The sequence below is a fragment of the Paenibacillus sp. MB22_1 genome (genome assembly GCF_047200555.1).
Classification (GTDB): domain Bacteria; phylum Bacillota; class Bacilli; order Paenibacillales; family Paenibacillaceae; genus Fontibacillus; species Fontibacillus phoenicis.
In genome coordinates this window covers 947401-968368 of record NZ_JBLADV010000001.1, presented here as the reverse complement: position 1 = coordinate 968368, position 20968 = coordinate 947401, and the positions used below count along the sequence as shown (strand labels likewise).

Below are 20968 nucleotides of genomic sequence, written 5' to 3'. Positions count from 1 at the left end.
AATAATATACGTTTAAGTCAAAGGAGTTACCACTATGCGTAAAAATCGGATGAGATTCGTCGTATATTTGATGTTGTTTGCCATGCTGGCTTCAACGCTGATCGCTTTCCTTGAGCCCTTCTTCATTCGCTAATCAGCCCGCTTTGGGGGCGGATTAGGCCTCGACCCAAGCCCCCAAACGCCCAAATACCGCGTTAAACTTCGGTACGATCTCCTTCGCGACTTGCTCAACCGTAAATGAGCGGCCGGTCACGTCTTCCAACGAGGTCACCCCGTATTCTTGAATCCCGCAAGGAATGATTCCGCGAAAGCCTTCCTCTTGAATGCCGGACTTCACATTAAAAGCAAACCCGTGACTGGTAATAAAACCTCGATGATGCCTGCATTTGTTGAACTTTACGCCAATCGCGCAAATTTTCACGTCGCCAACCCACACCCCGGTGTACTCCGGTTTACGTGAGCCTTCGATGCCAAACTCCGCCAAATAATCGATGATCACCTGCTCCAGCTGGCGCAGGTAACCATGCAAATCCAGCCCACGCCCGGCCTCTAACCGAAGCAGCGGATAGCCAACAAGCTGCCCGGGGCCATGATATGTAATATCTCCCCCGCGATCGATTTCAAACACGGCAATGCCCCGCTCCTGCAGCTGCTCAGGGCTAAGAAGCAAATGCTCAGGATGGTTCTGGGAGCCAATCGTATAGGTCGGCGGATGCTGCAACAGCAGCAGGTGTTCTCCCTGCTGCTGCGCATCCATCTCTTTAATGAGCCGTTTCTGCAAATCCCAGGCTTCCCCATATTCCATCATCGGATAATAGCGTACTGTCAAGCCTTCGTTCATCGCATTGTCGCCTCGATTCTCTCGTTACGTTCAATACACCTGCGTGTCCAAATTGTAGCTTTCCATATTTTCCTTCACCCGCTGCATAAAGCGGCCGCAAATCACTCCGTCCAAAATCCGGTGGTCCAAGGACAAGCAGAGATTGGCCATCGAACGGACGGCGATCATATCGTTGATCACAACCGGCCGCTTCACGATCGATTCAAACGTCAGGATCGCGGCTTGCGGATAATTGATAATCGGCTGCGTCAAAATCGAACCAAAGGAACCGGTATTATTCACCGTAAACGTCCCGCCCTGCATATCATCCAGCTTCAGCTTGCCGGAGCGGACCTTCGTTGCCAGCTCCTCGATTTCCCGCGCCAGGCCGGCGATATTTTTCTGATCGGCCTTCTTGATGACCGGCGTCAGCACCGAATCCTCGGTTCCAACCGCCAAGGAGATGTTGATATCGCGTTTGACGATGATCTTGTCCACCGCCCACACCGAGTTCATGATCGGATAATCCTTGATCGCTCCCACAACCGCCTTTAGCAGGAAAGCCAGGTACGTCAGGTTGACGCCTTCCTTCTGCATAAATTCCTGCTTGATCTTGTTGCGCAGCTGCACCAGGTTGGTCACGTCGACCTCGATCATCATCCAGCCATGCGGAATTTCCGATACGCTTTGGCGCATCCGGGTTGCGATCGTGTTGCGGATCGGGGTTACGTCGATAAAATACTCGGAACGGTCGCCCCCTTCCACTTCGATGGTTGGGATCGGCGGGTTCTCCGTCAAGTGCAAGCCGGAATGGCGTACCGGTCCCGGAGCATCGTTGATTACGGCCGGGATGACGCGTTGCGGCGCCGGCGCAGCCGAAGGCGCTGCTTGCGCTGTCTGCGATGGCACGGACGGTGCTGCTGCTGGCGTCGTTGCCGGTGCTGCGGGTGTGGCAACACCCCCGCGACCGCCTTGCTCGATGTAAGCCAGCACATCCTTCCGCGTAATCCGTCCGCCAAGCCCTGTACCCGTAATTTGCCGTAGATCAATTCCGTGTTGAGCGGCCAGCGTCTGCACGGCCGGCGAATACCGGTGGCGCTGCGAGTGATCGGACTGTTCCCCCGCGCTTGCCGAACCGGCAGCCGGACGGGCAGCTTCGTTTACCGCTGGGTCGCCTGCTGGCGTATCAGTCGCATTCGCCGTCTCGATCCGGCAGATCACCGCGCCAACCTGAACCTCTTGCCCTTCCTCCGCCAGCAGCTCGCCCATCACACCTTCGACCGTCGAAGGGATTTCCGCATTTACTTTGTCCGTAATGACCTCAAGAATCGGCTCATATTGCTCGACTGGATCCCCCGGCTTCTTCAGCCATTTCCCGATCGTAGCCGAGACGAGCGATTCGGCGAGCTGGGGTAATTGCACGTCTATCAATGTTTTAATGGATGACATTAGTATCCTCACTCCCAATCAATAAAGCGCCAATTGAAGCATTGCTTCTTTGACTTTATCTTTGCTAAGCATAAAGAACTTCTCCATCGGAGGGCTAATCGGCATCGCCGGAACGTCCGGTCCGCACAGTCTTGCAATAGGAGCATCCAACTCGAACAGGCACTCTTCAGAAATAATAGCCGAAACTTCTGCACCAATACCGCCGGTTTTATTATCCTCATGGATAATCAGAACCTTGCCCGTCTTGCGGGCCGCTTCAATAATGGCTTCGCGGTCCAGAGGCTGCAGCGTGCGCAAATCAAGAATGTGGGAGCTGATCCCTTTCTCTGCCGCCAGCTCTTCCGCAGCCTGCATGGCAAAATGCAGCGGCAAGCTGTAACCGATGATCGTAATGTCATCGCCTTCCCGCAGCACCTTCGCTTTGCCGATAGGGACGATATAATCGTCCTCCGGCACGTCTTCCTTGATCAGCTTGTAGCATTTCTTGTTCTCAAAGAACAACACCGGATCAGGGTCGCGAATCGCTGCTTTCAACAAGCCCTTGGCGTCATAAGCCGAATAAGGCGCAACGATCTTCAGCCCCGGTGTTCCAAAGAATATCGATTCCGGACATTGGGAATGGTAAAGTCCCCCAAAGATCCCGCCGCCGATTGGAGCGCGGACTACAACCGGGCAGTTCCAGTCGTTGTTGGAACGATAGCGGATTTTCGCCGCTTCGTTGATAATCTGGTTCGTTGCAGGCAGCATAAAGTCCGAATACTGCATTTCTGCGATCGGCTTCATCCCGTACATAGCTGCGCCAATCGCAACGCCGGCGATCGCCGATTCCGCAAGTGGCGTATCGATGACGCGCATTTCACCGAACTGCTCCTGCAGCCCTTTCGTTGTCGTGAACACGCCGCCCTTGACGCCGACGTCTTCCCCCAGAACAAACACGCTTTCGTCCCGCTCCATTTCTTCCTTCATGGCCAGACGAATCGCGTCGATATACTCCATCACCGGCATGATTATTGCTCCTCCCCTTCGCTGGCATATACATGCAGCAGCGTGTCTTCCGGCCGCGGGAACGGCGCGTTGTCAGCCGCTTCCACCGCTTCCTTCAGCTGTTGTTGGATATCCCGCAACAGCGCTTCGTCCTGCTCCTCGCTCCATATGCCGGTTTCGATCAGGTACGACTTCATTTTGGGGATACCGTCTTTTTTCCAATTCTCTTCCACTTCTTCCTTCGTCCGGTACGCCAGATCATTGTCCGACGTCGAGTGCGGAGACAGGCGGTACATCATCGCTTCGATCAGCGTTGGCCCTTCGCCGCGAACTGCGCGTTCCCGCGCTTCCTTCACAACTCGGTATACCTCCAGCGCATCGTTGCCATCTACGCGAACCCCCGGGAATCCATAGCCTTGAGCCCGATCCACCACGCGGCCGCCTAACTGCTTCTTCACCGGTACGGAAATGGCATATTGGTTATTTTCGCACAGGAAGATAACCGGCAGCTTCTGAACCCCAGCAAAGTTTAAACCTTCGTGAAAATCGCCCTGATTGCTGGAGCCTTCGCCAAACGTGACGTAAGAAACGATGTCCTTCTTTTGCATTTTCGCCGCCAAGGCGACGCCGACGGCATGGGGAACTTGAGTGGTTACCGGACTGGAACCGGTCACGATACGCAGCCGTTTGCTGCCGAAATGTCCTGGCATCTGACGGCCGCCGCTGTTCGGGTCACCCGCTTTGGCAAATGCCGAAAGCATCAATTCTGTCAGCGACATGCCAACGGCCAGCACAAAGCCGTAGTCCCGGTAGTAAGGCAGGAAATAGTCGCGCTCGCGATCCAGTGCAAAGGCCGCAGCAACCTGCGTGGTCTCCTGACCGATCCCAGAAACGTGGAAATTGATTTTCCCGGCCCGCTGCAGCAACAGGTTGCGCTCGTCGAATTTGCGTGCGGTCACCATATATCTGTACATCTCAATGACTTCTGCATCCGTTAGTCCGAGTTGCTTATGTTTTGGCTCGGTTTGAACTACACTTTTGGCATTCATGGGAGTTACCTCCTTTGATTAGGGCATTACATAGCTTAATATTAACACCAGGTACTAAGACTTGGAATAAGTTTATTATAATCGTTTTACAGTGAAAAAGAAAACATTCATCTTTTCGCCCGTTGCCTCAAGCGTTTAAGGAGTTCCCGTCCACGGCCAGTGCCGCTTCCCCGATAATTTCCGCCAGCGTCGGATGAGCGAAGGTCACTTGTCCAACTTCCCAAGGCGTCGCATCCAGCACCTGGGCCAGCGCCGCTTGGCTGATCAGCTCCGTCACATGCGGCCCGATCATCTGCATGCCGAGAATATCATTGGTGCGGGCATCGGCCACCATCTTCACAAATCCTTCGGTTTCGCCATGCACCAGCGCCTTCCCGATCGCCGAGAACGGAACCTTGCCGATTTTAACCTCCAGCCCTTTGGCCTTCGCTTCTTTGGCGGTGATTCCAACCGAAGCAACCTCGGGGCGGGTGTACACACAGCGCGGAATATGGCTTTCTTGATAACCGTGCGAAGCCTCCCCGGCTAAATGATGGACGGCAGTTAACCCCTCATGGCTGGCGGCATGTGCGAGCTGAAGCCCGCCGATGCAGTCGCCAATGGCGTAAATATGCGGTTCCGTGGTTTGCATATATTCATTTACCCGAATGAAGCCGCGTTCTAACCCGATGTCGGTATTTTCGAGCCCAATATTCTCCACGTTGGCCTGACGTCCTATGGATACGAGCAGCTTGTCCGCTTCGAGCCGGATCGATTCGTCCCCTCGTTTTGCGGAGATTTGCACCCGGTTATTGCCGATTTCTAAGGAACCGGGATCGACCGAAACCCCAGTGATCACTTGAATGCCGCGGCGTTGCAGCTGTTTCTGCAATTCGCGGGCAACGTCCTCGTCTTCCGCCGGCAGCAGCTGATCCGCTGCTTCCACCACGGTCACCTGCACGCCAAAATCGTTTAGTAGCGACGCCCATTCAACCCCGATGACGCCGCCTCCCACAATCAGCATCGAGCCGGGAAGCTCGGATAGCTGCAGCGCTTCATCGCTGCTAAGAATATAATTCCCGTCCGGCTCAAGCCCTGGCAGCATGCGCGGCCGTGAGCCTGTGGCGATGATCAAGTTCGTAGGCACAACCGTCTCCATTTCACCATCCGGAAGCTCCACGGCAACGGCTCCGCTTTTGGGAGAGAAAATCGACGGCCCGATCACTCGCCCATTTCCTTCAATCACACGGATTTTATGTTTACGCATCAAATATTGAACCCCTTTATGCAGTTGATCCACGATGCTTTGCTTTCGTTCCTGCACTTTCGGGAATACGAGCGTCACACCGCTTGTCTCGATGCCGTAACTTGCACTGTCTTTCATTTGCGCGTAGAGCTCCGCACTGCGCAGCAGCGCTTTGCTTGGGATACAACCTCGATGCAGACAGGTCCCTCCCAACTTGTCCCGCTCAATAATTACAACGTCTTTCCCCAGTTGCGCGGCGCGAATGGCTGCGATATATCCGCCAGTCCCTCCGCCCAACACTGCTACATCACAAGTAATTGCCATAATCGATCTCCACCCATTCTATCAATTCAGTCACTTTCCCCTATTTTACCTTGTTTTTCCGTTATTACAAATCAAAGCCGTAAATAGACATCCCCTCAGGAAAAAGGTATGATATTTTTAACAATACATAGCCATTTCGAGAGGGAAAGGAAGATCTAGCTCATGAAGCTCAAGCTGTCCCGGTTTATCGCGATTATTTTGCTGGTGATCCCCGGCATTGCAGCGATGATCGGATTTATAAAAATCAAAGACACCTTATTTGATTATATGTCAGCACACGGCGACGATTCGTTAACTCGCGTCACGTTTGATTGGTTAAACTTCGGGCTAGGCGTTGTTTTGTTTGCAGCCGGCGCCGGATTTTTGGGCGGGTGGATCTTCTTCCGGGACCGCAAGCGGAATTACGTAGGGCCAAGATTTCGCAAAAAGGACGATGCCGCCAAAGCCGCCGTTAAAGAACCAGAACCCGCCGTGGTACAGCATGACTAACCTCAAGGTTCTTATGAAAAAACCTCTTTCGCCTTGTCTCGGCGTAAAGAGGTTTTTTAGCTTATTCGTATAACGCTTCCTTCAGTTTGGTCGACATCCGCGAGCTTTGCTGGGAATTCGCGCGAAGCAATGCCTTGCGTAATCTGACGTTTTCTGCACGAAGTTGTTCATAACGTTGAATTAGCTCCAGAAGGGCCTGCCGTTTATCTTCTTCCAAATCCGTGCCCTCCAGCAATTCCCGGTAAGCCGCCGGCTCAAGATCGTTAGTCATATGACGCTCATCCTTTCTTCTGATGGAATTATACCATAAGCTCCCGGTGCCGGATGTGCGAGGTTTCCACCTGAATGGTGGTGTGGCCGATGTGGAACGTCTTCTCCAAAGCGGTAATCGCTTCCTGCAACACAATTTGGCTCTGGCTGCCATCCTCAATCGTCAAATGACAGCTTAACGCATCCATCCCCGAAGTAATGGTCCAAATATGCAAATCATGGACTTCAACAACCCCCGAAATCCCTTCGAGACACTGCTTCACCTGACTTTGATCGATCGACGCCGGCGAGCCCTCCATCAAAATGTGCACCGATTGGGTGATGACGCCCCAGGCTCCGCGCAGGATCAACAGAGCGACGAGAACACTGATGATCGGGTCGAAAATATACCAACCAAACAACGACATCAATATCCCCGCGAAAATAGCGCCAATCGACCCCAAAGCGTCTCCAAGCACATGCAGGTAGGCGCTTTTCAGGTTTAAGTTGCCTGTGACGTCGCCTTTCTTCAGCAATACCGCCGCGCTTGCTAAATTCGCAAACAAACCGATCACCGCAATCACGATCATCGTATTACTGGACACGGTCGGCGGATCAAGCAAACGCCCGTAGGCTTCCCAAAAGATAAACCCGGCGATCACGAACAAGGCTGCCCCATTGAGCAACGCGGCCAGGATCTCCATACGGTGGTACCCGTACGTATTCCGCTTTGAGGCGGGGCGAGCGGCAAACCAAAAGGCAATCAGGCTGAGCAGCAGCGAGCTGGCGTCACTTAGCATATGACCGGAATCGGACAATAAAGCGAGGCTGTCTGTAATCAAACCGCCGCAAAATTCAAGAACGGCGATCGAAGCCGTAATGAGTAGAGCGATCCACAGCCCCTTCTTATTCCCCGAACGTGCCGCATGATGATCGTGGAAATGGCCGGCATGGCTATGGTCATGATCGTGGTGATGGTGAGCGTGATGATGTCCCATGGATCTTCCTCCTATTCGCAACAAGCGTGTTGAATCGCCTGTTTCAAGAGCGAAATCACATGCTCGTCGTCACAGCTGTAGTACACCGTATTGGCCTCCCGACGGAACTTCACCAGCCGCAAATTTCGCAGCAGACTCAGTTGGTGGGAAACCGCCGACTGCGATAAATTCAACACTTCCGACATATGCGTCACGGAACATTCTTCTTCCGACAGCAAATGAAGAAGTTTGATTCGGGTCGGATCGGACAATGCTTTAAAAATCGTAGAAACCTTCTCCAGTGTATCCGGGCTCAGATCGATGTGTAACTTTTTTTCCACCTGGTCGTTCCCCTCTCGAATAACAGTATATGAACATATGCTCATATACAGGATAATCCTAAAGGGACTTTATTGTCAATCGGCAAGTGCAGATACCATCTCAGGCAAAATAAAAAACGGCCGCATCCCGGCATACACCGAGAGGGACCGCCCTTCATTTAACCCTTTTGGATCACTGCATAAGTGAACGACCAACGGCTTAATTTCTCCCGTCGTTATCACCATTCGTGTCCTCAGACTTTCAAGACACCTTATGCTCGATCCGCAGTTTATCCGCTACCATGGCGATGAACTCACTATTGGTCGGTTTGGATTTGGAGATATTGATCGTATAACCAAAAAGATGGCTAATGGAATCGATGTTGCCTCGGGTCCAAGCGACTTCAATCGCATGACGAATCGCACGCTCTACGCGGGATGGCGTCGTTTTGAATTTCTCCGCGATCGCCGGATACAGTGTTTTCGTAATGGCGCCTAAGATTTCGATGTTGTTGTACACCATCGTGATCGCTTCGCGCAGATATTGATATCCTTTAATATGCGCCGGAACTCCGATTTCATGTATGATCGATGTGATGTTCGCATCGAGGTTCTTCCCTTTGCCCAGAGGCACCACATTCGATTTGGCAAACGAAGTAGAAGGTGCACTGTTGCTTAAGGTTTGGACACCCACGAGCTGACGGATGCGGTTCGCCAACACTTCCATGTCAAAGGGTTTCAAGATGTAGTAAGAAGCTCCAAGCTGAACGGCACGCTGCGTGATGTTCTCTTGACCAAAGGCGGTCAGCATGATGATTTTAGGCTGAGGGGTCAGGTTGAGGTCGCGAATGCGCTCAAGCACACCGAGTCCGTCCAGATGGGGCATAATAATGTCCAGGATCAACACATCGGGAACTCTTGCTGCTTGATCAATCATCTCCAGTACTTCTTCCCCGTTATAGGCGATTCCTGAGACGACCATATCGTCTTGCTCCGAAATGTATTCCGCGAGCAAATTCGTAAATTCACGATTATCATCTGCCAACAACACTTCGATTTTCTGCACTGCCTACTTCCTCCTTCAGGTAATTGGATAGGTTTATTCATTGCTTCTCTTCTTACCAGAATAAGGATTCGACATGCAAAAGTAAATTCCTTCTGTCGAAAATTATTTTTATTTATTTTTTTGCATGATTGATATATAATAAATTATTTATTTACATAAAACGATCTCGTTCGGATTCATTCGACAAATGCATACAGATTCCAAGCCGGGTTTGTCGACCTTTGCTTGAGGAGTTTCACTTCCTCAAGATAAGAAAAACGTCAATCGACGTACATTCAATGTAGACAGACCGCGTTTAGCCGAAGTTTTTCTTGCGATATCAGGATGCCAATCCCCGTAGTTTATACTTTCTGATATCTAAAAAAATCTTAAGGCAGCGTTTAGCTCGCCTTAAGATTTTGCATCGTGTCTTTGGGGCTTTGTAAAATACCCGCATCCTGCAGCATCCATTCGATAAAGCAACCATATCCTGATTTCGGGTCGTTGACGAATACATGAGTCACAGCGCCGATGAGCTTGCCGTTCTGAAGAATCGGACTACCGCTCATGCCTTGAACGATGCCGCCGGTCTTCTCCACGAGACGCGGGTCGGTAATGCGGATAACTAATCCTTTGGTTTCCGGTACACTTTGCTTGGAAACATGGACGATCTCGACTTTAAACCGCTCTATGCGTTGACCTTCGACAACGGTCAGAATTTCTGCCTGTCCTTCCTTCACTTCTTCTGCAAAAGCGACGGGAATCGGTTTCTCATAGAGGCTATGCTCCGGGTTTTGCGACATCTTCCCGAAGATCCCAAAATTCGTATTGCGTTCGATATTGCCTAGGGTTTTCCCTTCTTTTAGAAAGTGAGCACGCTTCTCCCCGGGTTCACCGCTCTCGCTCTTGGAGATGGATGTGACGCTGGATTGCAGGATTTGCCCGCTGCCGACGACGATCGGCGTTTGGGTATTCATATCGGTAATGATGTGGCCGAGGGCTCCATAAACGCCGTGATCCGGGGCATAAAACGTCAAGGTCCCTACCCCTGCAGCAGAATCACGGATATACAAACCGAGTCTCCAAGCCCGATCCTGCTGATCATATGCCGGCTTTAAGGACGTTGTGAGTTCCCTATCGTTCCGCATATAGGTGATCTTAAGGGGCCGTTGATGTTTGCCCGCTTCGGCGGCAATTTCAGCTACTTCGCGGACATCGTGGAGCTTCATTCCGTTAATGTGGGTGATCAAATCACCGGCTTGAATTCCGGCCGCTTCGCCGGGTGAAACTTTGCTGGTATCTGTTACAACTTGATGATGCCCGACCACTAAGATCCCGGCGGATTTCACCTTGACACCGATGGTTTGTCCGCCGGGAATCACTTTAAGGTCCGGAATGACATTGACCTTGACGGTCTTTAGAGGAATTTGACCGAATAATTTCATGCGGAGGTTGGCTTCTCCACTCCGAAGCGACGAAAGCTTGAGCGGATGTCCTAATGATACTTTCATGGATGGGTTCGCCTGCCCGTTGACCATCACTACATCAGGCCGATCCACACTGACTTCAGCCTGTACGGGCAAAGCAAATGAAATTTGTGTTCCCTGACCCTGAAACAGGCGTAACTCGTCCGGCAGTACGGGAAGCCGCCCTTCAGCGGCAGACGTGCCGAGAAAACAAAAGAAGAAGGCAAGAAAAAGACCGAGCATTCGATTCCTGAGGTTCGGGTTCAATGGCTGTCACGCTCCCTTAGCTTCTTTCGCTTGACGAAACGGTGGTCGCCAATTGCGTACCTATAAGATACCCCGGGTCAGGTGTTTTATTACTGTCAATCATTGTGCCAGACTTAGTAAAACATCCTTTTGTGCCTGCGCCAGCTTCAGCATTTCTTGGGCATGATGCTGGGTCTTTTCCGTGATTTCTACCCCGCCGAGCATGCGGGCCAGTTCATTTACCCGTCCCGCTTCATCTAAGGAAGCAACGCGTGTCATGGTGCGGCCGTCTTCAACGACTTTCTCGATGAGGTACTGCCGATCCGCCATGCAAGCCACTTGCGGCAGATGAGTGATGGCGAAGACTTGGCACATCGCAGACAATCGCGACAACTTATCGGCAATCGACTGAGCCGCTCGTCCGCTGACGCCAGTATCAACTTCGTCGAAAATCAGTACAGGAACCTGTTCATGCCGGGCAAATATGCTCTTTAGTGCCAGCATTATGCGGGACAGCTCACCGCCGGATGCGATCTTGCTAAGCGGTCGGAGCGGTTCTCCGGGATTTGGCGAAATGAGGAATTCAGCATTGTCGATACCGTGTTTGCCGGGACGGATCTTCTTTCCTTCCCATTCCAATCCGTTGGCATCCTCTATGAGGCTTAACTTGACTTCGAGGGAGGTTCGACCCATTTGCAGGTCCTTTAGCTCCGTCTCGATCTGAGCGGCGAGCTCAACAGCCTTCTGCTGCCGTACAGCACTTAACTCAAAAGCCTGCTTCATCAGCCGCTCGGTTAATTTCTCCCGTTGCACCTGCAGCTGCTCCAGGCGTTCATCCTTATTCTCCAAGGCATCCACTTCCTGGCGAATCTTCTCATAATACGCAAGGATCCCTTGAATGTCATCACCGTATTTACGGCGGAGCGTCGAGATCAGGTCCAGGCGTTCCTCGACTTCTTCCAGCCGTTCAGGATTAAACTCGATCCGTTCGCGATAGTTCCGCAGGCTAAAGGACGCATCCTCCAGTTGATAATAAGCGGATTGAAGCTGCTCCAGGAGCGGAGATATTCCTTTGCTGTCATATGCGGATACTTCACTTAGCTTCGAGACAGCCTTCGCAATCGCATCCAGTCCCTGAGGGCCATACAGCAAATCATAGGCTTTCGAAATGGACTCCATCATTTTCTCGCTATGGGATAGCTTGACCTTTTCCTCCGCGAGTAATTCATCTTCACCCGGTTTTAACTCGGCTGCAGAAATTTCACTCAGCTGAAAACGGTATAAATCAAGCATTTGCAGCGCCTGTTGGCTTGTATTGCGCAGCTCGTGATATTCCTTGTCGATCCGTACGAATTCGGCGTAGGTCGCTTGGTAAGCCGCCTTCACCGGATCAACCGCCTCTGCCCCGTAGGCGTCCAGCAACTCTAAATGGCGTTCCGGTCGAAGCAGGGTTTGGTGCTCATGTTGGCCATGCAGGTTAATCAGCTTCTCCCCAACCTCACGCAGCATGGATAAATTCACGAGCTGTCCGTTAATGCGGGCTGAGCTCTTGCCTTGGACACTGATTTCCCGGCGAATAATCAGAAGCTCTCCGGGATCTCCCGCGATGCCGAATCCTTCCAGGGTTGTCCAAACCGGATGTCCTGCTGGCAGATCGAAGGAAGCCTCCATCTCGGCTTTATCACAACCATAACGGATTAAATCGGCTGACCCCCTGCCGCCGGCAATCAAGCTCAGGGCATCAATGATGATTGATTTGCCCGCCCCGGTCTCCCCTGTCAGGACATGAAAGCCGGAACCAAACGATACATCGACCGCTTCAACCACTGCCAGATTACGAATGGATAAATGAACCAACATCCGGGCAATCCTCCCCTACTCCCAACTCAATTAAGATATGTATCCCATGATCTGATCAATCAGATACCGGCTATAGTCCTCGTTGCGGCAAATCAGTAAGATCGTGTCGTCACCGCAAATTGTGCCAAGCAGATCCGGCCATTCCATATTGTCCAGCAGCACGGCTACCGAATTCGCGGTCCCCGGAAGACACTTCATGACAACCAAATTGCCGGTATAGTCGATATGCACGAAACTGTCGACCAGCGCCCGTTGCAGCTTCTGCACCGGATTATAACGCTGAGCCGTCGGCATGGAGTACTTGTACCTGCCGTCGTCCGTAGGCACCTTAATCAGCATTAATTCCTTAATGTCGCGGGAGACCGTCGCTTGAGTGACTTGATACCCCGCCTCGCGTAATGCTTCTACCAGCTCATCCTGGGTTTCGATTTCCCTGGCCGAAATGATTTCCCTTATCTTGATATGTCTATGCCCCTTCATTCTGCCCTCCATTAGCCTTATATGGTCGTATTTAGTCGTATTTAGTCGTATTTATCAGTATTTATCGGTTTAGGCGGATTCATCTTCTTCATTATCGTCCGTCGTTAGGGATATGACCTTCAGTTCCCGTTGCTCCGGATCTACGTATAACACGCCAGCGCATTCCGGATATAACAGCAGGAACGGCAACAGGTCCCGGCGCAAACCGCTACCCGTCCATTCCACCGGGCGGCGTTCCCGCGCAGTTCTAACAAGATAGAATTCCCCATTCTTGACTGCAATATAGTCAATAAAGAGACGGCTGTGCAGAAGTTCTCCGTCCACACGGAAGGTGAGCGGAACTTTCAGTTTATCGCTGACGACTTCGTACCCTGCTTCTTCCAGCATGTCCACCGCAGGGTGCTCTATAATCTCCTCATTCATCTCAAATCCGATGCCGGATCGTAAAGAAAACGGCTTGCGGACCCAGGAACGAAAACCGCGGTATAGCAAATACACGCCGATTCCCGCGATCACTACCATCAGAAGACCGTCCGAATAAGCTCCCACCGATATCACCTCATCCCTTATTTCGACGCTTCCGCGATTAGCTCCTGTCTAGAGAAGCACAAAATTTAGAAGGGAATGAGGACAACATCAAGGTTTTGATTCCATTATAGGGAACAAGCGTTCGATTTGCAAGATGCTGCAATGAAAAAAGACCCATCACTTGGATGGGCCTCCTGTAAAGGTGTTTGATGCTTCATGAACGACGCTGGCCGCCAGCTCGCGGATCCGTGTAAGCTGATCCACATCCTGCTCCTCTGCCGTACCAGCCGCAGCTTCTTCTTCCAATCTGAGATGAGCTAAAAATTCGATGTTCCCTTCCCCGCCGGTAATCGGAGAGAAGGTCAACCCGGCCACCTCATAGCCTTGCTCCACCGCAAAGCTCAGCACGGTATCCAACACTTCCTGGTGTACTTTGGGATCGCGGACGACCCCCGATTTACCAACCTTTTCACGACCAGCCTCAAACTGCGGCTTAATGAGCGCAGCGATGTCCGCCGGCCGTTTCAACAACGCAAGAAGCGGCGGCAAAATGATTTTTAGCGAAATGAAGGAAACGTCGATACTGGCAAAATCCGGCGGAGGACCGTCCAAATCCTGCGGCGTCATATAACGGAAGTTGGTGCGTTCCTTGACGTTCACCCGCGGATCGTTGCGTAGCGACCAATCCAGCTGATTGTATCCGACGTCAATCGCGTATACATACTCAGCACCATGCTGTAAGGCGCAATCCGTAAATCCGCCGGTCGAAGATCCGATATCTAGCATCGTACGACCGGTCAGATCCAGGTTAAACTGCTTGATCGCTTTTTCCAGCTTAAGTCCGCCCCGGCTGACATAAGGATGGATCGCTCCCTTGACCGACAACACGGTATCCCGGGGAATCTTCGTCCCCGCCTTCTCGATCCGTTCCTGTCCGCCAAACACCAGTCCGGCCATGATCGCGGCTTTCGCCTTTTCTCTGCTGTCAAAATACCCCTGCTCGACGAGCAGGACGTCTACGCGTTCCTTGGAAACCGACATGCCAATCTCCCGTCAATAATTTACTTTCTTGCCTAGCGTTAAATGTGGTTCGCTCCGTAGTTTGTGTACCTCACGAACGACGTTCTCGGCGGTCAAGCCGACTTCTTCCAATTGCTCCTTGATGCTGCCGTGCTCGATAAACCGGTCGGGCACGCCCATCAATCGGATGTCCAGACCCGTGATTCCTTGCTCTGCATAGAACTCCAAGATCGCACTACCCAAGCTTCCCGCCTGCGAAGCTTCCTCCAGCACGATCATGGTCCCGCTGCTTTGCGCGAGTTGAACCAGCATCTCTCCGTCCAGCGGTTTTAAGAATCTGGCGTTCACCACCGCAGCGGACACGCCTTCCCGCTTCAGCCTTTCCGCCGCTTCTTCGGCAACCTGCACCATCGGGCCAACCGCAACGATCGTCAGGTTGTCGCCTTCCCGCAGCAGCTCCCACGTTCCGATCGGAATGGGCACCAGCTCTTTGTCCAGCGGAACCCCCGGTACGTTGATCCGCGGATAGCGGTAAGCAATCGGCCCGTCGTTATATTCCAGCGCCGTCTTCATCATGTGGCGCAATTCATTTTCATCCTTCGGCATCATTAATACGATATTTGGAATATGACGCATAAAAGCGATATCGTAAACCCCTTGGTGGGTCTCCCCGTCCGCTCCTACGAATCCAGCCCGGTCGATAGCGAACATCACGTTGGCGTTCTGGCGGCAAATATCATGCACGATCTGGTCGTAAGCCCGCTGCATGAACGTGGAATACACCGCATAGACCGGCTTCAAGCCTTCCATCGCCATGGCGGCGCACATCGTCGCGGCATGCTGCTCGGCGATACCGACGTCAATCATGCGTCCAGGAAAACGTTCGCCGAATTTCACCAATCCGGAACCGCCCGGCATCGCCGGAGTCACCGCCACAATCCGTTCGTCCTGTTCGGCCAGCTCGATCAAGGTCTGTCCGAACACCTCCGTGTACATCGGATTCCCAACAGCCTTCAGCACTTGGCCGGATTCGATTTTGTACGGCGTGATGCCATGCCATTTATGCGAATCCTGTTCTGCCGGGGTATAGCCTTTGCCCTTGGTGGTCAGAACGTGCACCAAAACTGGTCCGCTGACGTTATTGGCCTGCTTGAAGGCATCGATAAGGCCCGGCAAGTCATGGCCGTCAACCGGTCCCAGGTATTTGAATCCGAGCTCTTCAAATAAGACGCCGGATACCATCAAATACTTCAGGCTGTCCTTCACCCGCTCCACGGTTTTGGCGACTTTGCCGCCAATGGCCGGGATTTTCTTCAGCAGTTGCTCCACTTCGTCTTTGGCCCGCAGGTAATTGCGGTCTGAGCGGATTTTGGTCAAGTAGTTATGCAAAGCTCCGACATTTGGCGCGATCGACATCTCATTGTCGTTCAAGACCACCATCAAATCTTTCTTCTCATGGCCGATATGGTTCAGCGCTTCAAACGCCATCCCGCCGGTTAACGCACCGTCCCCGATGATCGCAATCACGCGGTTCGATTCGCCCTTCATATCCCGGGCCAGCGCCATCCCCATAGCCGCTGAGAGGGAGGTGCTGCTGTGCCCTGCTTCCCACACGTCATGCACGCTCTCGCTCCGTTTGACAAACCCGCATAATCCATGATGTTTACGAAGCGTGTCGAACTGGTCCTTCCGCCCGGTTAGTATTTTATGTACATAGGCTTGGTGTCCTACGTCAAAGATGAGTTTATCCTGCGGACTGTTGTAGCAATAGTGCAGGGCGATCGTCAATTCCACCACGCCCAAATTCGAAGCCAAATGCCCGCCGGTAACCGACAGCTTCTCGATCAAGAACTGGCGGATTTCCTCAGCGAGCGGCGTCAATTGCTCCAGGGACAAGTTTTTCAGATCGGCAGGCTCATGTATTTGCGAAAGCAGCACAGCCATTCCCCGCTTTCCTAAATGTATGGTTCAAAAAGCCGGCATCTAAGTCCGGCCTTTTCTTGCACATGTTGATAATAGCCTTCATTATACCATATGTCATCATGATGTCGAAATCACTTGCGGCGGATAGGTAAGTCATTTTTCCCTGATTTCGACCAACGCCTTCGATGGGAAAGTGACTAGTGATCGCGGCGAAGCAGCAGATCGGCAATTTCCAGCAGCCGCTGCGGGTTCGGAATCGCTCCGTTTTGTAACGCCTGCTTCGCCTCACTCGTCAGCCGTTCGACTTCCGCCCGGGAAGCCTCGATGCCGATAAAGTAAGGATAAGTCACCTTCTGTTGGATGACATCGCTTTGCGTTTTTTTGCCGAGCTTGCTTTCATCCCCGATCAGATCCAGGATGTCGTCCTGAATTTGAAACGCATGCCCCAGCGCCCGTCCGTACCGCTCCAAAGCCTCAAGCTGCTCTGCATTTCCCGAAGCGATATGTCCGCCCGCTCTGACCGAAAATACGATCAGATCTCCGGTTTTGTGCTCATGAATGTAGCGCAGCTGGTCGAGATCGGTCACTCCCTGCTCGCCTTGCATGTCGGCCACCTGGCCGCCCACCATGCCGCCCGGCCCGGCAAACCGCGACAATTCCTCCACGATCGCTAAGGAAGCCTCGGCCGGCACCCCTTGCTTGCGGCTCGCTTGAACCACGCTGTAAAAAGCATGCGTCAACAGCCCATCCCCGGCCAAGATGGCCATCGCTTCTCCAAACACTTTATGATTCGTTGGTTTCCCGCGACGGAAGTCATCGTTGTCCAAGGCCGGGAGATCGTCATGGATCAGCGAGTACGTATGTACCATTTCCACGGCGCAGGCGACGGGCATTGCCGCATCCCGGCTGCCGCCGAGCGCCTCCGCCGCAGCCACGACGAGCAGCGGCCGAAGCCGTTTCCCACCCGCCATCAGCGAATAATCCATCGCCCGGCTTAGCGTTTCCGGCACCTGCCATGCCGCCGGAAGGCTGGAGGACAAGCGTGTGGACACGGCTTCAGCAATCTCCTTCATGTATGCCTCTATCGATAATTGCTGCTGCAACAAGATCACCGCTCTCCTCAGAAGTCCAAACTATCGCTTAACGGCGGCTGAAACGGCTGCTTCTCTACCGCCCCGTCTTCTTCAACAATCATTTCGATCTTACGTTCCACCTGTGCCAGCTTTTGACCGCAGATTTGCGAGAGCCGCATGCCCTGCTGAAACAGATCAATCGCTTTCTCCAACGGCACGTCTCCGCGTTCCAGCTGAGACACGATGTCCTCCAGCTGGTTCATCGCATCTTCGAAATTTAGTTCCGCTTGCTGCGCCTCTGCATTAAGCTTGGTTTCCTGTTCCTTCATCTTCCCCCGCTCCTTCCGGCCTCATGCCCCAAACTTGACAATCTAGTTCTCCGTCCGTCACCTTCACCGTTATCCGGTCGCCCAGTTCGACGTCCGATAACGACTTGATGATCCGTTCTCCTCGTTCATCGTAGACGAGGCTATAGCCCCGCGCCATGACTTTAAGCGGGCTTAGCGCATCCAGATGGCGAATGCCCGAGGCCAGCTGGCTGGACTTCTCCCGCAGGATGCCCTGCATCGCTTGCCGCAGCAGGCGATCCGCCTCCCGCCGCCGGCGTCCCGCGAACTGCAGCGCATCCCGTGGATGGAAGCGCAGCAGACGCTGGTGCAGGCGGTCTTGCGCCGCGCCGGCCAATTGCAGGCGCGTCTGCATGTTGCCCGTCAGCCGCGAGGACAGCCGGTCCAGCCGCTCCGCGTGCTGGAGCAGGCTGCGCCGCGGCTGCGTCAGCGCCGGCGAGCGTTGCAGCCGGCGCAGCCGTTCGCGCGCCTGCTGCAGGCGGTGCTGCAAGCTCTGCTGCAGCACCTGTTCTCGCTGGCGCAAGAGCGCGCGCAGCTCGGCCGTGTGCGGCACGGCCAGCTCGGCGGCCGCTGTGGGCGTGGCAGCTCGCAGGTCGGCGACGAAATCGGCGATAGTGAAGTCCGTCTCATGGCCCACGGCCGAGATGACGGGAATCGCCGATTCATAGATCGCCCGCGCGACCTGCTCCTCGTTGAACGCCCACAGCTCCTCGAGCGAGCCGCCGCCGCGGCCGACGATGAGCACGTCGGCCTCGCCCATCGCGTTCAGCGTTCGGATCGCTTTCACGATCGACGGCGCTGCCCCCTTGCCCTGGACAAGCACGGGGTACAGGATCACTGCTGCCTGCGGATAACGCCGCCCCAGCGTCGTTAAGATGTCGCGGACCGCCGCTCCGGTTGGCGAGGTCACCACGCCGATCGTCTTCGGGAACCGCGGCAACGGCCGTTTGCGTCCCGGCGCGAACAAGCCCTCCGCTTCGAGCTTCTGCTTCAGCTGCTCAAAGGCCAGATACAGGCTGCCTACGCCGTCCGGCTGCATATGCGTCACGTAGAATTGATACTGGCCATCCCGCTCGTAGACGGAAACATTACCGCGTGCAATCACGCGCGTGCCTTCTTTAGGTCGGAACGGCAGCCGCTGGTTATACGATGCGAACATAATGCTTTTGATCCGGCTGTCCGCATCCTTCAGCGTGAAATACATATGCCCGCTGGAATGATGCGTGAAATTGGAAATTTCACCGCGAATCCAGACGTCGGTGAGCACCTGATCCGATTCCAGCTTCATCCGGATGTAGCGGTTTAATTCCTTGACCGTCAAAATCCGTTGCTGATCCAAAGGTGCCGCCTCCTTTCCGAGAATAAGGGCAATGTATACCCTTATTTGCTTCTCGTTGTCGCTGCTGATGAAGATAAGGGAACTTTTTTCCGTTATTTTATCGCTGTTGCCCCTATATGCGGGGTTTTCCACCTATCGCCCAGCAATAAGGCCAAAAAAGTCCTCTATTTTCCCAAAATGCCATCATCAGAGCGAAATAAGAACGTTTTGTTCCCTTATTTGAACCCAGTTATTCGACAACTTTAGCTTAAGCCAGCCCTTGCAGGCGTTTGGCTGCAATCAGCGTATTTTGCATCAGCATCGTAATCGTCATCGGGCCAACGCCGCCAGGTACGGGTGTGATCGGTCCGGAAATCTCTTTAACGTTCTCAAAATCCACGTCCCCGGCCAGCTTGCCGTTTACCAGTCGGTTCATCCCGACATCAATGACCACGGCGCCTGGCTTCACGTAAGAAGCATCCACAAAGTTCGCGCGCCCGATTGCAACCACAAGAATATCCGCGAGGCGAGTCAACTCTTTCATGTTCGCCGTACGCGAATGACACATCGTTACTGTGGCGTTCTCCCGTTGCAGGAGCAAGGAAACCGGCTTGCCGACGATGTTGCTGCGGCCAATGACAACCGCATGCTTCCCGGCGATCTCCACGCCTGTGCGTTTGATGAGTTCAATCACCCCCGCCGGCGTACACGGCAGCAAGCTGTCGTCGCCGATCATCAGATTCCCGACATTCATCGGATGGAATCCGTCAACGTCTTTCTCCGGCGAAATGGCATCGATGACCGCTTTCTCATCAATATGCTTGGGCAACGGCAGTTGCACCAGAATCCCATGGATATTCGCCTGATGGTTCAGCTTGTCCACCAAAGCGAGCAGGTCCTCTTGCGGCGTTTCCGCCGGGAGGCGATGAACCTCCGAATAGTAGCCCAGCTCATGGCAGGCTTTCTCCTTGTTCCGCACATATACCTGCGAAGCCGGATCTTCCCCGACGAGCACGACCGCCAGTCCCGGCGTAAAGCCTTGCTTCGCCAGCTGTTCTACCTCTGCGCGCAAATCCTTGCGGATATCCTCCGAAATTTGTTTACCGTTAATGATTGGTGCTGTCATGCTCGTCCGCTCCTCTTCCTTAAATTAAAATTGAAAATGGAATTATCGTTTGTTCTTCAATTGATCGATGTCTTGAATCATCTTCCCAAGTACGCCGTTGACGAATTTGCCGGATTCCGGGGATCCAAAATGCTTGGCCAGCTCGATCGCTTCATTTACAGCGACTTTCCCCGGCACGTCATCGCGGAAGATCATTTCATAAGTTGCCAGACGCAACACCTGCCGGTCCACCTTGGACAAGCGGCTGATTTGCCATCCCTTCAAATAATCCTCCAGCAAGCTATCGATCGCATCCTTCCGGCTCCAGGTGCCGTTGACCAGCTCCAGCGCGAAAGCCCGTGTCGCATCTACATCCGACAGCTCGACCTCACCTTCGTTCTCTTCCATCGCTTCCGTCAGCAGCATCGTTACCGCTTCGTTCGCGTCCACCTCGTTCATTTCCATCTGGTACATGCTCTGCACCGCAATCTCTCTCGCCAAACGCCGTTTCATCTGCTTCCTCCTAACCAATTTCTACGCTTTACTCTTCCATCATGGCTTACCTTTAAGTTGCTATGCTTCAAATCCTATCTTTCAGTTCTTACCCATAAGCATAGACCAAAACCGGCTCAAACATCACCGGACATTTAACAATTCACGACTCTCTTTAA

General features: G+C 53.2%; 22 protein-coding genes. 2 read left to right on the top strand and 20 right to left on the bottom strand.

The annotated features are described in order from the left end of the window. Window positions 1–34 precede the first annotated feature (34 nt). Complete coding sequence (gene prli42, locus ACL02P_RS04355; protein WP_085982549.1) at window positions 35–133, top strand: stressosome-associated protein Prli42; 99 nt, start codon at window positions 35–37, stop codon at window positions 131–133. Window positions 134–154: 21 nt separating this feature from the next. Here prli42 and lipB read toward each other — a convergent pair whose 3' ends face one another. The 5 genes from lipB to lpdA form a co-directional block, all read right to left on the bottom strand. After that, window positions 155–841, bottom strand: a complete 687-nt coding sequence (gene lipB, locus ACL02P_RS04350) for a lipoyl(octanoyl) transferase LipB (RefSeq protein ID WP_260070649.1) — start codon at window positions 839–841, stop codon at window positions 155–157. Window positions 842–871: 30 nt separating this feature from the next. After that, window positions 872–2269 carry a dihydrolipoamide acetyltransferase family protein gene (locus ACL02P_RS04345; protein ID WP_412836869.1) on the bottom strand — a complete coding sequence of 466 codons (1398 nt, stop codon included), beginning with the start codon at window positions 2267–2269 and terminating at the stop codon, window positions 872–874. 18 nt (window positions 2270–2287) lie between these two features. Then, window positions 2288–3274 carry an alpha-ketoacid dehydrogenase subunit beta gene (locus tag ACL02P_RS04340; RefSeq protein WP_260070648.1) on the bottom strand — a complete coding sequence of 329 codons (987 nt, stop codon included), beginning with the start codon at window positions 3272–3274 and terminating at the stop codon, window positions 2288–2290. A gap of 2 nt (window positions 3275–3276) precedes the next feature. After that, window positions 3277–4302 carry a thiamine pyrophosphate-dependent dehydrogenase E1 component subunit alpha gene (locus ACL02P_RS04335; protein WP_412836868.1) on the bottom strand — a complete coding sequence of 342 codons (1026 nt, stop codon included), beginning with the start codon at window positions 4300–4302 and terminating at the stop codon, window positions 3277–3279. Between the two features lie 127 nt (window positions 4303–4429). Continuing rightward, entirely contained in the window at window positions 4430–5851 is a 1422-nt protein-coding gene (gene lpdA / locus ACL02P_RS04330) for a dihydrolipoyl dehydrogenase (protein ID WP_412836867.1), read from the bottom strand. Between the two features lie 162 nt (window positions 5852–6013). On the opposite strand from lpdA, the gene ACL02P_RS04325 reads away from it, so the two are divergent. Continuing rightward, window positions 6014–6340, top strand: a complete 327-nt coding sequence (locus tag ACL02P_RS04325; protein WP_009225802.1) for a DUF2627 domain-containing protein — start codon at window positions 6014–6016, stop codon at window positions 6338–6340. Between the two features lie 61 nt (window positions 6341–6401). On the opposite strand, the gene ACL02P_RS04320 is transcribed toward ACL02P_RS04325, so the two are convergent. The 15 genes from ACL02P_RS04320 to nusB all read right to left on the bottom strand — a co-directional run bounded on the left by ACL02P_RS04320 (window position 6402) and on the right by nusB (window position 20810). Then, window positions 6402–6611, bottom strand: coding sequence for a hypothetical protein (locus tag ACL02P_RS04320; RefSeq protein ID WP_009225801.1), 210 nt, complete (start codon window positions 6609–6611; stop codon window positions 6402–6404). A gap of 28 nt (window positions 6612–6639) precedes the next feature. After that, entirely contained in the window at window positions 6640–7587 is a 948-nt protein-coding gene (locus tag ACL02P_RS04315; RefSeq protein WP_260070646.1) for a cation diffusion facilitator family transporter, read from the bottom strand. Between the two features lie 11 nt (window positions 7588–7598). Beyond that, window positions 7599–7907, bottom strand: coding sequence for an ArsR/SmtB family transcription factor (locus ACL02P_RS04310; protein ID WP_009225799.1), 309 nt, complete (start codon window positions 7905–7907; stop codon window positions 7599–7601). Window positions 7908–8148: 241 nt separating this feature from the next. Continuing rightward, window positions 8149–8952, bottom strand: a complete 804-nt coding sequence (spo0A, locus tag ACL02P_RS04305; RefSeq protein ID WP_009225798.1) for a sporulation transcription factor Spo0A — start codon at window positions 8950–8952, stop codon at window positions 8149–8151. Between the two features lie 380 nt (window positions 8953–9332). Next, entirely contained in the window at window positions 9333–10664 is a 1332-nt protein-coding gene (gene spoIVB / locus ACL02P_RS04300) for a SpoIVB peptidase (protein WP_412836866.1), read from the bottom strand. 99 nt (window positions 10665–10763) lie between these two features. Beyond that, the gene (recN, locus tag ACL02P_RS04295) at window positions 10764–12503 is read right to left on the bottom strand and encodes a DNA repair protein RecN (RefSeq protein WP_323076786.1); all 1740 of its coding nucleotides are present in this window, start codon (window positions 12501–12503) and stop codon (window positions 10764–10766) included. A 30-nt stretch (window positions 12504–12533) separates the two neighbouring features. Beyond that, complete coding sequence (ahrC, locus tag ACL02P_RS04290) at window positions 12534–12983, bottom strand: transcriptional regulator AhrC/ArgR (protein WP_009225795.1); 450 nt, start codon at window positions 12981–12983, stop codon at window positions 12534–12536. Window positions 12984–13052: 69 nt separating this feature from the next. Beyond that, complete coding sequence (locus ACL02P_RS04285; RefSeq protein WP_009225794.1) at window positions 13053–13532, bottom strand: hypothetical protein; 480 nt, start codon at window positions 13530–13532, stop codon at window positions 13053–13055. Window positions 13533–13688: 156 nt separating this feature from the next. Beyond that, on the bottom strand, window positions 13689–14552 hold the full coding sequence (locus ACL02P_RS04280; protein ID WP_412836865.1) for a TlyA family RNA methyltransferase: 864 nt from the start codon (window positions 14550–14552) through the stop codon (window positions 13689–13691). A gap of 12 nt (window positions 14553–14564) precedes the next feature. After that, window positions 14565–16475 carry a 1-deoxy-D-xylulose-5-phosphate synthase gene (gene dxs, locus ACL02P_RS04275; RefSeq protein ID WP_009225792.1) on the bottom strand — a complete coding sequence of 637 codons (1911 nt, stop codon included), beginning with the start codon at window positions 16473–16475 and terminating at the stop codon, window positions 14565–14567. A 176-nt stretch (window positions 16476–16651) separates the two neighbouring features. Further along, a complete protein-coding gene (locus ACL02P_RS04270) occupies window positions 16652–17527 on the bottom strand; it encodes a polyprenyl synthetase family protein (RefSeq protein WP_036645822.1) in 876 nt (291 codons plus the stop codon). Between the two features lie 47 nt (window positions 17528–17574). Further along, complete coding sequence (gene xseB, locus ACL02P_RS04265) at window positions 17575–17856, bottom strand: exodeoxyribonuclease VII small subunit (RefSeq protein WP_009225790.1); 282 nt, start codon at window positions 17854–17856, stop codon at window positions 17575–17577. Beyond that, window positions 17831–19213: an exodeoxyribonuclease VII large subunit gene (gene xseA, locus ACL02P_RS04260; protein WP_412837316.1), complete on the bottom strand. Its 1383-nt coding sequence runs from the start codon at window positions 19211–19213 to the stop codon at window positions 17831–17833. Before xseA ends, xseB begins: the two co-directional genes overlap by 26 nt. Window positions 19214–19460: 247 nt before the next feature. Continuing rightward, a complete protein-coding gene (folD, locus tag ACL02P_RS04255; RefSeq protein WP_009225787.1) occupies window positions 19461–20318 on the bottom strand; it encodes a bifunctional methylenetetrahydrofolate dehydrogenase/methenyltetrahydrofolate cyclohydrolase FolD in 858 nt (285 codons plus the stop codon). A gap of 42 nt (window positions 20319–20360) precedes the next feature. Then, on the bottom strand, window positions 20361–20810 hold the full coding sequence (gene nusB, locus ACL02P_RS04250) for a transcription antitermination factor NusB (protein ID WP_009225786.1): 450 nt from the start codon (window positions 20808–20810) through the stop codon (window positions 20361–20363). Between the last annotated feature and the right edge of the window lie 158 nt (window positions 20811–20968).